At 29.6% G+C, this 12,517-nt stretch carries 24 protein-coding genes; 23 read left to right on the forward strand and 1 reads right to left on the reverse strand.

The features are described 5' to 3' along the window. The first annotated feature begins 73 nt into the window (after window positions 1–73). The 12 genes from BR66_RS22835 (at window position 74) to BR66_RS26085 (ending at window position 4,964) form a co-directional block, all read left to right on the forward strand. The gene (locus BR66_RS22835; RefSeq protein WP_035795153.1) at window positions 74–286 is read left to right on the forward strand and encodes a helix-turn-helix transcriptional regulator; all 213 of its coding nucleotides are present in this window, start codon (window positions 74–76) and stop codon (window positions 284–286) included. Between the two features lie 113 nt (window positions 287–399). Beyond that, complete coding sequence (locus tag BR66_RS25495; RefSeq protein WP_156946206.1) at window positions 400–570, forward strand: hypothetical protein; 171 nt, start codon at window positions 400–402, stop codon at window positions 568–570. Between the two features lie 15 nt (window positions 571–585). After that, window positions 586–1,389, forward strand: coding sequence for an ORF6N domain-containing protein (locus BR66_RS0101705; RefSeq protein ID WP_026881365.1), 804 nt, complete (start codon window positions 586–588; stop codon window positions 1,387–1,389). 2 nt (window positions 1,390–1,391) lie between these two features. Continuing rightward, window positions 1,392–1,541 carry a hypothetical protein gene (locus BR66_RS25500; RefSeq protein WP_156946207.1) on the forward strand — a complete coding sequence of 50 codons (150 nt, stop codon included), beginning with the start codon at window positions 1,392–1,394 and terminating at the stop codon, window positions 1,539–1,541. A gap of 5 nt (window positions 1,542–1,546) precedes the next feature. Further along, on the forward strand, window positions 1,547–1,732 hold the full coding sequence (locus BR66_RS0101715) for a hypothetical protein (RefSeq protein WP_026881366.1): 186 nt from the start codon (window positions 1,547–1,549) through the stop codon (window positions 1,730–1,732). After that, complete coding sequence (locus tag BR66_RS0101720; RefSeq protein ID WP_026881367.1) at window positions 1,698–1,883, forward strand: hypothetical protein; 186 nt, start codon at window positions 1,698–1,700, stop codon at window positions 1,881–1,883. The genes BR66_RS0101715 and BR66_RS0101720 overlap by 35 nt, the downstream gene beginning before the upstream one ends. 3 nt (window positions 1,884–1,886) lie before the next feature. After that, window positions 1,887–2,195, forward strand: a complete 309-nt coding sequence (locus BR66_RS22840; protein ID WP_242841085.1) for a sporulation transcriptional regulator SpoIIID — start codon at window positions 1,887–1,889, stop codon at window positions 2,193–2,195. A 54-nt stretch (window positions 2,196–2,249) separates the two neighbouring features. Next, window positions 2,250–3,194 carry a YqaJ viral recombinase family nuclease gene (locus BR66_RS0101730; protein WP_026881368.1) on the forward strand — a complete coding sequence of 315 codons (945 nt, stop codon included), beginning with the start codon at window positions 2,250–2,252 and terminating at the stop codon, window positions 3,192–3,194. Further along, window positions 3,194–3,367 carry a hypothetical protein gene (locus BR66_RS26080; protein WP_169738160.1) on the forward strand — a complete coding sequence of 58 codons (174 nt, stop codon included), beginning with the start codon at window positions 3,194–3,196 and terminating at the stop codon, window positions 3,365–3,367. Before BR66_RS0101730 ends, BR66_RS26080 begins: the two co-directional genes overlap by 1 nt. Then, entirely contained in the window at window positions 3,367–3,909 is a 543-nt protein-coding gene (locus BR66_RS22845; RefSeq protein ID WP_051624047.1) for a recombinase RecT, read from the forward strand. Before BR66_RS26080 ends, BR66_RS22845 begins: the two co-directional genes overlap by 1 nt. A gap of 28 nt (window positions 3,910–3,937) precedes the next feature. Further along, the gene (locus tag BR66_RS22850; RefSeq protein ID WP_051624048.1) at window positions 3,938–4,813 is read left to right on the forward strand and encodes a hypothetical protein; all 876 of its coding nucleotides are present in this window, start codon (window positions 3,938–3,940) and stop codon (window positions 4,811–4,813) included. A gap of 10 nt (window positions 4,814–4,823) precedes the next feature. After that, window positions 4,824–4,964 (forward strand): hypothetical protein, encoded by a 141-nt coding sequence (locus tag BR66_RS26085; protein ID WP_169738161.1) that lies wholly within the window; start codon window positions 4,824–4,826, stop codon window positions 4,962–4,964. Between the two features lie 92 nt (window positions 4,965–5,056). Here BR66_RS26085 and BR66_RS0101755 read toward each other — a convergent pair whose 3' ends face one another. Further along, on the reverse strand, window positions 5,057–5,509 hold the full coding sequence (locus BR66_RS0101755) for a hypothetical protein (protein WP_026881369.1): 453 nt from the start codon (window positions 5,507–5,509) through the stop codon (window positions 5,057–5,059). A 114-nt stretch (window positions 5,510–5,623) separates the two neighbouring features. Here BR66_RS0101755 and BR66_RS0101760 point away from each other — a divergent pair, with 114 nt between their 5' ends. The 11 genes from BR66_RS0101760 to BR66_RS0101810 all read left to right on the forward strand — a co-directional run bounded on the left by BR66_RS0101760 (window position 5,624) and on the right by BR66_RS0101810 (window position 12,471). Then, entirely contained in the window at window positions 5,624–5,824 is a 201-nt protein-coding gene (locus BR66_RS0101760; RefSeq protein ID WP_026881370.1) for a hypothetical protein, read from the forward strand. Between the two features lie 81 nt (window positions 5,825–5,905). After that, entirely contained in the window at window positions 5,906–6,040 is a 135-nt protein-coding gene (locus tag BR66_RS26590; protein WP_278246794.1) for a hypothetical protein, read from the forward strand. Between the two features lie 11 nt (window positions 6,041–6,051). Further along, window positions 6,052–6,387: a PDDEXK family nuclease gene (locus BR66_RS0101770; RefSeq protein ID WP_035795156.1), complete on the forward strand. Its 336-nt coding sequence runs from the start codon at window positions 6,052–6,054 to the stop codon at window positions 6,385–6,387. 301 nt (window positions 6,388–6,688) lie between these two features. After that, window positions 6,689–7,156 (forward strand): hypothetical protein, encoded by a 468-nt coding sequence (locus BR66_RS0101775; RefSeq protein WP_026881372.1) that lies wholly within the window; start codon window positions 6,689–6,691, stop codon window positions 7,154–7,156. A gap of 224 nt (window positions 7,157–7,380) precedes the next feature. After that, on the forward strand, window positions 7,381–7,809 hold the full coding sequence (locus tag BR66_RS0101780) for a sigma-70 family RNA polymerase sigma factor (protein ID WP_026881373.1): 429 nt from the start codon (window positions 7,381–7,383) through the stop codon (window positions 7,807–7,809). Window positions 7,810–7,967: 158 nt separating this feature from the next. Further along, complete coding sequence (locus BR66_RS0101785; RefSeq protein ID WP_026881374.1) at window positions 7,968–8,447, forward strand: hypothetical protein; 480 nt, start codon at window positions 7,968–7,970, stop codon at window positions 8,445–8,447. Window positions 8,448–8,532: 85 nt separating this feature from the next. Then, window positions 8,533–8,976: a hypothetical protein gene (locus BR66_RS0101790; RefSeq protein ID WP_026881375.1), complete on the forward strand. Its 444-nt coding sequence runs from the start codon at window positions 8,533–8,535 to the stop codon at window positions 8,974–8,976. 72 nt (window positions 8,977–9,048) lie between these two features. After that, on the forward strand, window positions 9,049–9,414 hold the full coding sequence (locus BR66_RS0101795) for a VOC family protein (RefSeq protein ID WP_026881376.1): 366 nt from the start codon (window positions 9,049–9,051) through the stop codon (window positions 9,412–9,414). A gap of 386 nt (window positions 9,415–9,800) precedes the next feature. Further along, window positions 9,801–10,928: an Ig-like domain-containing protein gene (locus tag BR66_RS0101800; protein WP_051624049.1), complete on the forward strand. Its 1,128-nt coding sequence runs from the start codon at window positions 9,801–9,803 to the stop codon at window positions 10,926–10,928. Window positions 10,929–11,041: 113 nt separating this feature from the next. Beyond that, complete coding sequence (locus BR66_RS0101805) at window positions 11,042–11,797, forward strand: DNA adenine methylase (protein ID WP_026881378.1); 756 nt, start codon at window positions 11,042–11,044, stop codon at window positions 11,795–11,797. Window positions 11,798–12,192: 395 nt separating this feature from the next. Further along, window positions 12,193–12,471 (forward strand): hypothetical protein, encoded by a 279-nt coding sequence (locus tag BR66_RS0101810; RefSeq protein WP_026881379.1) that lies wholly within the window; start codon window positions 12,193–12,195, stop codon window positions 12,469–12,471. Window positions 12,472–12,517: the final 46 nt, after the last annotated feature.

Raw genomic sequence — 12,517 nt, forward strand, 5'->3', positions numbered from 1 at the left:
ATCATTAGTTGGAATTATGCTTTATGCGTATTACTATTTACTCATAAAGCGTAATTAAAACCGAGGTGATAGTATGAATGATATTATAAAAGAAAAATTCAAAGATGCACTTATCGTTGCTAGAAAGAAGAAAGTTATGTCGCAAACTGATTTAGCAAAAGCAATACATAGAAGTACATCGCTAGTTTGTGATATAGAGAAAGGGAGAAAAAAACCAAGTATGCCTGTTATGGTAGAAATAGCGAAAGTATTAGAAATATCATTAGATAGTACGTTTTTAAAATAAAATTACGCTTTATGAGTAAAATACATCAATTAATATACTTGAAATTCCCAAAACAATAAGTAATAGGACAATCAATTTAAAACATAAAAATCATTAAAGGGAGGCGGTGATATATGTATAGCAAAGTTAAATCAGTAACTATGGAAATACCAGAAGATTTAGTTGAATTACAAAAAATATATGCAAGAACAATAGTAAAAATACTTGTAAAAAAATTATCATCGAAACAACTTGATGAATTAATAGAGAAAGTTTTTGATAGAAATATAAATTTCCATCATTAGAAAGAAGGAGTAAGAGTGAACAACTTAATACCAATTGAGTTTAATAATCAGAGAATCATGACAACTAAAATTTTGGCGGATGAATTTGGAACAGAGGAAAAGAACATTCAAATGAATTTTTCAAACAATCAAAGCAGATTTATTGAAGGAAAACATTATGTTAAATTATGGGGACAAGCATTGAAGGATTTCAAAAATAGCTTACCAAATGAAATTAGAAAACCTTTAAAATTTGTACCACAACTTATTTTATGGACAGATCGAGGAGTAGCAAGACATGCAAAAATATTAGAAACTGATGAAGCATGGGAAGTGTACGAGCAATTAGAAGAAACTTATTTCAGGGTAAAGCAGAACAATATTGAATTTGACGAGCTTAGCCCAGCGTTAAAAATGTTTAAGCAGATGTTTCAGGTAATAGCACAAGATGAATTGGAACAGAAGAAATTACAGAGATCGGTAACAGAAACAAAGAAAGAAGTACAAGACATAAGAGATGTAATAACACTTAATCCAAGTGCCGCATGGAGAATGGAGTGTAATAGGATACTAAATGCAATTGGAAGAGAAACTGGAGATTATAAAGCACCTAAAGATCAAGTATACACAGCATTAAAAACTAGAGCAAGTTGCAGACCCAATGTTTTAATATCAAATCTACAGAAAAGAGCAAAAGCAAATGGAATGGCTCCAAGCAAAATTGAAAAATTGAATTTACTAGATGTACTTGAAAATGAACCAAGATTAAAGGAAATCTACGTAACTATAGTAAAAGAAATGGCTGTTAAAAATAAAGTAAGTCTTAGGTGGGATATGTAGAGATGAATAATCGTCAAAAAGCAATCAATCAGATTTCAAAAGATGATATGAGATATAGCATATTTGGATTTCGTAAAACAAGGATATTAAGTAGGAAGAATGTTAGAGACTTAGATTTTGAAGAGTTGATAATTTATAAAAATTTGAGGTGAAGCTGATGGATATTAAGCAAACACAACCAATTGAGAAACCATATAATTATGACTTTGACCAAGAAAAAATATATGACACTAAGACAGGCTGTACTGTAGCTGAAATAAATATTGAAGGTGTGTTAAGTAAAATTTTCAAGGATGGTGGAAAGTTAAATGATAAGAAAAATACTAGAGGAGGATGGAATTAAACTTACAGACAAGGAATTTAAGAAGGTTATGAAAGCGGCTACCCAGGATATTAAATTTAATCGTATCGGTTTTAAAAAGAAAACAGATTCAAATGAAATGATTGATATTGTAAAAATATGTTGCGTTGTAAGAGAAAGATCGGAGGAGTGATAGATGATGATTAATAAAAAACATACTGACTCTATTAGAGAAAGGGTATTATGCATTGCTAATTACACTTTAGAAACTAAAAGCGACATCAGAAGTACTGCTAAAAAGTTTTTCGTAAGTAAGAGCACTGTTCATTCAGATTTGAGTAAGAAACTTAAAAAAATAGATCCAGTATTGTATTCAAAGATACATGTGATACTTATAGAAAATAAGTATGAAGGTCAATTAAAAGGTGGTGAAAGTACCAAGAAAAGATATAGTTATCATTTTCAAGAACAAAAAAAGAACTCTCGGCAAAGAGTTCAAATGTAACAATCCAACTACATTATATAAAAGAAAATAGAAAAAATCAAATGGGGGAGAAGAATGTATAAAACATTAGCTAAAACTAAATTAATGACCGAACTTGAATGGCTAAAAAGTAGACAACAAGGTATTGGTGGAAGTGATGCAGGAGCAATCCTCGGGGTTAATAAATGGAGGACACCTTTCCAGGTATATATAGATAAAACTCAAGAAATCATTGAAACTAATGAGTCAAGTGAAGCCGCTTATTGGGGAAATCAACTTGAAGATGTAGTTGCAAAAGAGTTTTTTAAGAGAAGAGGTAAAAAAGTTAGAAGGAGAAACGCAATACTTCAAAGCATTGAATATCCTTTTATGACTGCCAATTTGGATAGAGAGATTGTAGGAGAAAATGCTTTGCTTGAATGTAAGACAGTAAATGTATTTGGAGCTAAAGACTGGGATTCTGATGAAATACCTGCAAGCTATTTGGTGCAAGTAATGCATTATTTAGCAGTAACAGGATATGGAAAAGCTTATATAGCGGTGCTTATAGGCGGACAACATTTTATATATAAAGAAGTAGATAGAGATGAAGCACTTATAAAAATGATTATTAAAGCAGAAAAAGACTTCTGGGAGAATAATGTTGTTAAAAAATCACCGCCTGCATTAGATGGTTCTAGTGCAGCAGAAAAATATTTAAAGGAAAAGTATAAGGATTCTAACCCTGAATTAATCGTCGATTTGAAATCAGAGTACAAAGATAAAATAAAAGACTATTTTGAACTTAAAAATACAATAAAAGAGCTAGACGGGCAGGCAAAAGAAATTGAAAATAATATAAAGCTTGAAATGGGAGAAGCAGAAAAAGGCTACGCATTGGATTATGAAATTGATTGGAAAACCATAACTTCAAATAAATTTAATAGTAAAGAGTTTAAGAAGGATCATCCAGAGTTTTTCAAACAATATTTGAATACAAACTCATATCGAAAGTTCAGTATCAAGGAGGTAAAAGAATAATGGATTTAGCCTTTAATACATTGATTAGTAATTTAAACGCACAGATAAAGGCATTAAACGATAATAATTTTAAATTATATGATGCTGAAAACCGTGAGTATTTTATAGACACTATTAGATATGACAAAGACGAAGACAAATTGGTATGTGAATTTAAGGAGGATGAAGAGTAATGGCTACAAGTGAGAGTTTAAAAAATCAATTAGTTAATAAGGAGACTAGACCACCTAAAGATCCATTTAAGGCATTGGTTTATTCCGCAGGTATAAAGAAAAGATTTGAAGATATGCTTGATAAACAAGCGAATGGATTTATAACAAGCTTACTTAATTTGAAACAGGATAAATTAAAAAGTTGTGATGATTTCACGGTTCTTGGGAGTGCGTTGAAAGCCGCAGCTTTAAAGCTACCCATTGATCCTAACCTTGGTTTTGCTTGGATAATACCTTTTAAAAATCATGGAAAATTGGAAGCACAGTTTCAAATAGGATATAAAGGATTTATTCAAATGGCTCAGAGATCAGGACAGTATAAAAAACTTAATGTAACAGAAATTTATGAGGGACAACTCAAAAGTTTTAATCCTTTAACTGAAGAGATAGTGCTTGATTTAGACAATATCAAATCTGATTTAAGGAAGATAAACAAGAGGTACCTGATAGTCATGAGGATGAATTTGCTGGCACTCCATTTGAGAAAGATAAGTAAAGGCTAGGCAAAATAAGAAGGTGATAGAGTGGCAGATGGTAGAGAGAGGTTGGATATGTTTATACAGAAAAATTCAAGATAGTTGGTTGTGGAAGGAGAAACCTTTCTCAAAAGGGCAGGCATGGATTGATCTTCTACTAAGTGCCAACCATCAAGACAAAAAAACATTATTTGATAGTAATTTGATTGAAGTTAAAAGGGGGCAATTTATAACATCAATAAGGAAATTATGTGAAAAATGGGGATGGAGTAATTCTAAAGTAAAAAGGCTCTTAGAATTATTAAAAACTGATGGGATGATAACTTATAAAAGCGACACTAAAAAAACCACTATAAATATAGTGAATTACGGGATTTACCAAGATATGGGCATCACTAAAAGCACCACAGAAACGTCACCAATCAATCACAGAAGCATCACAGAAACGCCACAGAAACATACAAACAACAATGTAAACAATGATAACAAGTATAGTCTGAACTCAAATGAGTTTAGACTCTCCCAATATTTATTCAATCATATTAAAGAGAATAACCCTAATGCTAAGGAACCCAATTTTGAAACATGGTCCAGGCATTTTGATTATATCTTAAGAATTGATAAGAGAGACATAGAAGAGGTTAAGGCAATAATTAAATGGTGTCAGCATGATAGCTTTTGGTACATGAATATTCTTAGTCCCGATAAGCTACGTAAGAAATACGACACGTTAGTGCTACAGATGAATGATCCTAAGAAGAATGTTAATAGCAAACAAGGCAAAGTAACTAATTTTGCTAATTATCCAGAGCAAAGGCAATATGATTTTAATGATCTTGAAGATAAACTTTTAAATAAAGCAGTAATACCACAATCGGATGATGGTGACAGTGAATATGATGAACTTCGAAAGAAACTTATAGGAAAGTGAGGCGTTTGGTGTGAAAGTAAAACAACTTACAGAGCTAGATCGTTTAGAACTTTCACTTAAATATAGTATTTCAGAAAAACATAAAAAAATATTGATTGAGAGAATAAATGAGATAAAGAACAGTCAGATTAGTATGTTTGAAATAAAATAAAAATGAATTTAAACTTTTGTAGTAAGCAAATTTAGAAATTGATTTTATAAAGTAAGTCTATGTCTAAAAATGATATTTCATAAAATAGAAGTTCATTTATTAAAAACTCCGATTTTTTTAAGTTTATGATAGTACCAATAACCTGTTATATATGGAGGTATATAAGACAAAAATGTCCAGCCAATATTCCATCCATTATTATAGGTTACCATTCCAAACATTAAACCTAAATACTCCGCTACCGTAGTCATAAAAGTGAAAATCATGATAATTATATACGGCGATGTCTTTTTTATTTGAATATAATATATTAAATAACAGCCTAATATAGGATATAAACCTAGATTTATTGTCATGGTTGTGATGTCATCATTAATTAAAGGTGCAAATCTATTAAAATCGAGATCAAATAAAGCTTCATTTACAATATATGCCCATACTGACATAAATGGAGCAATAACTAATAAGGTTTTTTTATCTTTAAAATAAAGTAATACCCCAAAGATCCAAGGAATAATAAATCCTAATATTATATTTAGAATCATGTAGTCATCTCCTATCTAATATTATAGTTTTATTATTTCCTAAACAATTTTTTTTATAATTAATCTAATGAACAGTACAAATAGATTGTAATCAATAAATAAGCAGGTGAGGAAATGAATGATAAATATTTAATTCTATCTATGGCAAAAACAGAAATAGAAAAGAAATTAGAGAAGGCTGAGAAAAAAGTAAGAGATACATCAGCCAAGCTACAACAGCATGATCCATTCAAAAGTACAAAACGAAAAGGTGTAAGACTAAGAATAAATGCAGAACTAGCAGCAGAGGAAAGGGATAGATGGAGAAAAGATTAGAGATAACAAATCAAATGTTGATGGAAGCTAGCAAATGAGTTGTTGCGAATAATATTTTACGTGTTATAGGGGATGGATTTTATGGGTAAATTCACAGAAATATCACTCAGGATGAAAGCAGACATAGAGAAAAAGCATAAAAATGCCGAAAGAAAAAAACAATGGATTGCAAATAATTATAAATATAGCAAAATAGCCAGTAGAAAACGGAAATGAGGAGGGCAAATATGACTAATTCAAAGCAAAAGGGCGCTCGTGGGGAGCGTGAATTATCATCTAAATTAAAAGAGTATGGCTATAGAACTAGACGTGGACAACAATATTGTGGAGCCAATGGTGATGCCGACGTTGTTGGGCTAAATGGCGTACATATTGAAGTAAAAAGAGTTGAAAGATTAAAAATTATATATGATGCAATAACTCAAGCTAAAACGGATGCTAACGAGGGAGAAATGCCTACAGTATTTCATAGGAAAGATAGATGTGAATGGCTAGTAACTCTTAGATTAGATGATTATATGAAAATGTATAGAGCTTATGAAGAGTTAAAAGGGGCTGTGTGAACGAAATTTACAGGTAACCCAAGTAGCAAATACTTTTTTAATCCAGGAAAGTTTGATGAAGATGAATAATTAACAGAATTGTACTTTGAAAATTAAATTATACAGTGTAAAAAAACGTCGTTTTTCGACAAATATTTCATTGAAACAATATAAAAAAGATGTTATAATTTCAGTGCAAGTTAAGTAGGATTGGCAATTTGTTATGAAGTAAGATGTTTTGAAAGTATTTACTCGAATTTGGGGATCTATGTAATTGGGTTTTGAATAAGCATTATATTAAAATAATTTTGGAAGTGATGTTATGGGATATACCGTTATAGATGTGATTAATAAAGCTATAAATATTGCAATTCGAAAAAAAACTGTATATGAGAGTGTGGGACAAGGGGAATTGGATATTCCATCCATACAGATAATGTCAAAGGTCTTAGTAAAACAAATAGATAGAACCATTAAGTATTATGAGGAATTAAAAGATGAAGTAAGCGAAGCAAAGTTTGAAGAAATTAATTTCTATATATATGATAAAATGTCTTTTTTAATAGATGAGTTTAATAAAAATATATATGCAACAGAAATTAATAATAATAAAGAGTATTTGAAGTTTTCACTTGATTTAGAGAAGAATAGCAAAGCGCTACTTATTGATGTCCAAGGTAGATTTGTGAAAAACACAACTGATATACATACAAAAACATATAAAATATTATCGGATATGATTAATAATAAAGATAAGCTTATTACAACCCTTGAAACGATTGTAAAATAAAATTTACTCTTGAAGTTTTTTCTGAATATTTTTGTTAAGAATGAGTAATAATGTTATTATTTAAGGACTTAATTATAAAAATCGAATAATTATTTTAAAGGCCGTATTATTCAGAAATGAATCTTATGGCATTTTTGCGTTGAAAAATAAATTAGTTAGTCGAAACAAAGAAACATGAAGATTTTGAGAAGAGTTGAATATATGGGAAAGTAGGAGGTGGCACTATGAATTATTATAAAGCCGTTGAGGCTATGTTATACGGTTACAAAGCAATGCATGCTGAGATTAAAAATATAGATTTAGAAATCGCTGAGTTAGAAAATCAATATCAAGGGTGTGGATCTATTTCATACGAGGAAAAGTCAGCTCCAACCAATAAATTTAACAGTCCAGTTGAAAATGAAATGATAGAAAGAAGATATAAACCAGAGTGGCTTAAAAAAAGGAAACACAAGCTAGAGGTGCAAATAGAAAAAATCGATAATGCTCTTGGGATACTAAGCGATAGAGAATATAAAATAATAGAACTTAGGTATTTTGAGAATATATCCAATAAAGATGTAGCCGCAAGACTGGAGTTAACGGAGCAGAGGGTAAGTGAAGTTAAGTCTAAGATAATAAATAAATTAATTAGCTTGGTGCTCGTAGTGTAGGGTTGGAAAATAAGTTTATTGAAAGTTGATAAATGGAATAGTTTGTACTATTATATAAATATTAGTTAAAATAGATGATGAAATTATGTTATTAGTTACTTCGGAATAGTAAAAAATTGTGTAATAAACGATTAATTTTAGATTGGGGTAAAAATTATATGAAGAAAATAACTAGATATTTAAAAAAGCACTATAGGGATGTCGAAAGTGACTTAAGATATTTTAATATAGACCTGTCTAAAAAATCGTGGTATGGAATGTGGCACATCCATTTAGATTGGGATGGAATAACTTCCACGAGTGATAAGCATAGAAAAATTCACATTTTGTATTATCTTAAGATTTTTGAGAAAATCGATAAACAAACAAAAGAAAGTAAAAGAGATTTTCAAACGTGGATATATTTAGATGGGTATGATGGAGTTGATGATGCCATTTACTTCCATACTGAAAATCCAGAATGTGATTTTCCTTATCGATTAGATAATATTGAATGGAATATAGAAATTCCTCCAATACTTAAAGGCTTATTGGATTTATCAAAGTTCAATATTGGTATGCTTAATGATAAAAAAGAAAATGCACATTCATATATAATCCAAAGAAAAGGATTAGGATTGGATATAAACAAAGGATAAATATTGAACGTCACAATATTAATTTACTGTTGAATAATAGTAAATTAATACTAAGAGATTAATATGTGTAGATTGGAGATAAAGTATGAATTGGATAGAAGTTAAAACAAAAGATGATATAAAGAATTTATTAGATGTATTTGATTTTTTTCATGATGGGTGTCTAAGAGAAATACACTTATGGAACAGTTATTATATTGGAAGTGATTTATCAATGGCGGCAGGAGAAGGGACATTAAATGCGAAAGTAATCTTTCAAAGGCAATCTAAAAATCCTTCCGCAATAGAAGTTTGTTTCAGCGAAGTCCAAAGGATGAACATCGTTGCAACTAACCCTAATTACTGGTATATGATATTAGGTGCGTCATTATTTTATAAAGGAGGCTTATATTACTGGGCAGATGAAGAACAGTGGAATATTAGTGAACCAAGTAATAGTGAAATAATGTGGATTTCTGCTAAAGGGATAAAATGGCGTGATAAAAGTGAATGGATGAAAGATACGTTAAGGTATGGTTCAAGAGAATAAGTATCTTTAAAGTGTTTCACAGTTTTCTTATAAGACGAACAATTATTTAACAAATAAAGGAGATGTTAATAAGTGAAGATAAAGAAAATATTAACTCGCTTATATGTACATGATATAAATACATCTATAGATTTTTACAAAAAATTATTGAATCAAGATTGTGATTTATTATTTAAGTATAGTGAGATGAATTTAGACTTAGCACAAATAGGTAACATTTTAATTTTAAGTGGTACTGATGATGCATTAAAACCATTTAAGGATACAAGAGCAACTTTTTTAGTAGATTCTGTCATTGAATTTAGAGAATTCTTATTAAAGAATGGTGCTGTAATTATTAGAGACTTAAAGAAAGTTCCAACAGGAATGAATTTGACTGTGAAACATTTAGATGGCACTATAATTGAATATGTTGAACACAAAAATGTTAATACATAGTTTTTTGACTTAGCATCACAATTGAAAACTTGAATAATTATTTAAAACACCGTATTATTTAAAATGAATTGTACGGTGTTTATGCGTCGCATTTCAAATATTCTACGTAGTAACTATTAAAACTAACTATACATTTTAAAGCAACACTTAAATATATTTGAAAAAAAATATTAAAAAAATATTAAAAAAATATTAAAATTATTTTAAATATATCTTAATTCATAGTAGTATGATAATATCATAGAAAAAGCAAGAGAGTAACATTCAGAAATGAGTGTTCTTTTTTTATTTGTAATTAATTTATTTATTATGGAAATTAAAGTTTATATGTAAAATATACGAAAATAATAAAGAATAAAATAGAAAATATGCAAGGGGGAGCAAAAGTGAAAAAACATTTTAAATTAATAGGAGTATTTTTATGTGCATTATTAATAGGAACTTCATTCATATTTAGTAAAAGTAGTAATAACAAAGTATATGCAGATGATAATTCAGAGGTTGGAACAGCTAATTTAAACAATACAGCTGATAATAGTGCCAAGGTTGGAGATCAATTAGTACATCCTGAAAAAGGTTGGAAAAGGTATGATGACAGTAATAGCATGATACAATATATAGGTAATGATTGGGTATATGATAATATACATGCTAGTGTTTCAAATTATTGTTATAATAAGGGTTCACATATTTCTGGCGACCATTATGGTGTGGCTGATAATTGTGATGGTGATGAACAAATTAAATTTAAGTTTACTGGGAGTAAAATCAGAATAATTGCAATAGATACAACAGATAATCAATGGGCAACAAATATAGAAATAAAAATTGATGGTAATTCATATACGTATTCTAATAAAATTAAAAGTAGTGGATGGCAAAGCGTTGTTTTTGAAAAAACAGATTTAGAAAATAATATTCATAATGTTATCATTACAAATAAAACAACTACTCAAATGAATTTTGATGCAGTAGATATAGATGATACAGGAAGTTTAGATGATTCATCAACAGTTATGTCAACAGGAATATCATTAGATAAAACATCATTAGATATGAAAACAGGAGATACAAGCAATTTGACAGCAATAGTGGCACCAGATAATTCTACAAATAAAATTGTTAAATGGACTTCAAGTGATCCTAGTATAGCAACAGTAGATGCAAATGGTAAGATTACGGCAGTGAAAGAAGGATCGGCTACAATTACAGCATCTACACAGGATGGAAGTAATAAAACTGCTACTTGTACTGTAAATGTAAAAAATCCTGCTGACGGTAATGGGTTATTAACAGTAACTATGACAGATGGACAACAGAGAACATATGACATAAAAATGAGCCAAATCAATGATTTTATAACATGGTATAACAACAGAGCAAACGGACAAGGTAACTTTACTTATTCGTTTAACAAAACTCCAAGTTCGGCAGCATATACAAAAAGAACTGAATATTTAGTGTATGATAAAATATCAAATTATGATGTTGATGAATACAAAGCACAAAATTAATGGTATTAGAAGGGCGTTCAGAAATGGACGTTCTTTTTATATATAAATCTTTGTTTTGGTGTGACGGGCGGTGTGTAAATAACATAATATCAAAATAAGGATGCGATAATATGATGTTAAAACCACCAATTAGTAGAATGGGGGGAAAAAGTAAGTTAAGAAAGACAATAATAAGTATGTTACCTGAGCATATTTGTTATGTAGAATTATTCTTTGGAGCAGGATGGGTTTATTTTGGAAAGCAACCTGCAAAGGTTGAGGTTATAAATGATATAGATAAAGAATTAATAAATCTATTCAGAATGATAAAATATCATGCGCCAGAAGTTGAAAGGATGCTTCAATATGATTTTTCAGGAAGAGATATATTTGAAGAATATAAGAATGAGAGTATAGGAAACCTTACAGAGATAAATAGAGCTGTAAGGTTTTTATATTTGATAACGCAAAGTTTTGCAAGTAAATGTGGTAATTACGGTTATGGGACAAATACAAAACCAGGACAGCAAATATTTTATACTGAGACACTAAAAAACTTGAAAGAGAGGTTGCGTAATACTTATGTTGAAAACCTAAGCTTTGAAAAAATAATAGATAAGTATGATAGGGAATATACATGCTTCTTTGCAGATCCGCCTTACTTTGAAACAGCAGGTTATGCTAATGACTTTGGGGAGAAAGAACATTTGTTACTTAGAAATAAGTTAAGCAATATCAAAGGCAAATTTATTTTAACAATAAATGACCACGAAAAAGTAAGAGAGTGGTACAAGGATTTTAATATAAAAGAAGTTCAAGTAAATTATTCAGTATCAAGAGAAAAGAAGGCTAGAGGCAAGTATAAGGAATTGATTGTAACTAATTATTAGTTGTAACAATATTTATATACAACTGTAACATAACACTTGAATATGGGATGAATTAAGGTTAATATATAGATGTAGAAAGATTCCCCCTTTTTATATCTAAAAGCATTTGGTTAATTCCAAGTGCTATTTTTATGCAAAAATATAATGATTCAGAGGTGAGAAATGTGAGAATAGGACAAATATTAAAAGGGAAGCGAACAAAAGAATTTAAAAACTTAAGAACTATAATGCTGAGTATCTCCTTTTTCACGAGATTCAGGAATTAATGAAACATAGGCGTTATATTATAGGTATGGTAAAGGTGGAACTTTTAGGCAAATGAGATAAATAATCTAGTAAAAGAAGGAATTTAGGATTGGGTGTAGAAATATGCTGAAGAAGGGTGGTTGCTTTTTATGAAGATTACTTTAGTACAAGAAGTTCAATTAAAAAATTTGAAAAATGGGTACAAGGAGATAAGGAAGACATTTGATTCAAATATAATGCCACATGAAGGCGATTTTGTAACAGATTCAGTATGGCAAGATTCTTATGAATATAGAGTAAGGGAAATTGTTATAAATTACGAAGAAAATAATGTACATGTACTCTTAGAACCAGTAATATTAGAAACAAATAATAATGAAGCATTAAATGAATACTACGAAATGGTAAAATTACATAATTGGGAATAGTAATTGAAAAATAAGAGAGCTCTCTATTAACTTAATAGGGTTCTTT

Source organism: Clostridium akagii DSM 12554, from assembly GCF_000686725.1.
Classification (GTDB): Bacteria; Bacillota; Clostridia; order Clostridiales; family Clostridiaceae; genus Clostridium_I; species Clostridium_I akagii.

Bases quoted from the DNA above. Each gene is read 5' to 3' on its own strand.
- BR66_RS22835 (WP_035795153.1), top strand. From the start codon at position 74: ATGAATGATATTATAAAAGAAAAATTCAAAGATGCACTTATCGTTGCT.
- BR66_RS25495 (WP_156946206.1), top strand. From the start codon at position 400: ATGTATAGCAAAGTTAAATCAGTAACTATGGAAATACCAGAAGATTTA.
- BR66_RS25500 (WP_156946207.1), top strand. From the start codon at position 1,392: ATGAATAATCGTCAAAAAGCAATCAATCAGATTTCAAAAGATGATATG.
- BR66_RS0101715 (WP_026881366.1), top strand. From the start codon at position 1,547: ATGGATATTAAGCAAACACAACCAATTGAGAAACCATATAATTATGAC.
- BR66_RS0101720 (WP_026881367.1), top strand. From the start codon at position 1,698: ATGATAAGAAAAATACTAGAGGAGGATGGAATTAAACTTACAGACAAG.
- BR66_RS22840 (WP_242841085.1), top strand. From the start codon at position 1,887: ATGATGATTAATAAAAAACATACTGACTCTATTAGAGAAAGGGTATTA.
- BR66_RS0101730 (WP_026881368.1), top strand. From the start codon at position 2,250: ATGTATAAAACATTAGCTAAAACTAAATTAATGACCGAACTTGAATGG.
- BR66_RS26080 (WP_169738160.1), top strand. From the start codon at position 3,194: ATGGATTTAGCCTTTAATACATTGATTAGTAATTTAAACGCACAGATA.
- BR66_RS22845 (WP_051624047.1), top strand. From the start codon at position 3,367: ATGGCTACAAGTGAGAGTTTAAAAAATCAATTAGTTAATAAGGAGACT.
- BR66_RS22850 (WP_051624048.1), top strand. From the start codon at position 3,938: ATGGTAGAGAGAGGTTGGATATGTTTATACAGAAAAATTCAAGATAGT.
- BR66_RS0101755 (WP_026881369.1), bottom strand. From the start codon at position 5,509: ATGATTCTAAATATAATATTAGGATTTATTATTCCTTGGATCTTTGGG.
- BR66_RS0101760 (WP_026881370.1), top strand. From the start codon at position 5,624: ATGAATGATAAATATTTAATTCTATCTATGGCAAAAACAGAAATAGAA.
- BR66_RS26590 (WP_278246794.1), top strand. From the start codon at position 5,906: ATGGGTAAATTCACAGAAATATCACTCAGGATGAAAGCAGACATAGAG.
- BR66_RS0101770 (WP_035795156.1), top strand. From the start codon at position 6,052: ATGACTAATTCAAAGCAAAAGGGCGCTCGTGGGGAGCGTGAATTATCA.
- BR66_RS0101775 (WP_026881372.1), top strand. From the start codon at position 6,689: ATGGGATATACCGTTATAGATGTGATTAATAAAGCTATAAATATTGCA.
- BR66_RS0101780 (WP_026881373.1), top strand. From the start codon at position 7,381: ATGAATTATTATAAAGCCGTTGAGGCTATGTTATACGGTTACAAAGCA.
- BR66_RS0101785 (WP_026881374.1), top strand. From the start codon at position 7,968: ATGAAGAAAATAACTAGATATTTAAAAAAGCACTATAGGGATGTCGAA.
- BR66_RS0101790 (WP_026881375.1), top strand. From the start codon at position 8,533: ATGAATTGGATAGAAGTTAAAACAAAAGATGATATAAAGAATTTATTA.
- BR66_RS0101805 (WP_026881378.1), top strand. From the start codon at position 11,042: ATGTTAAAACCACCAATTAGTAGAATGGGGGGAAAAAGTAAGTTAAGA.
- BR66_RS0101810 (WP_026881379.1), top strand. From the start codon at position 12,193: ATGAAGATTACTTTAGTACAAGAAGTTCAATTAAAAAATTTGAAAAAT.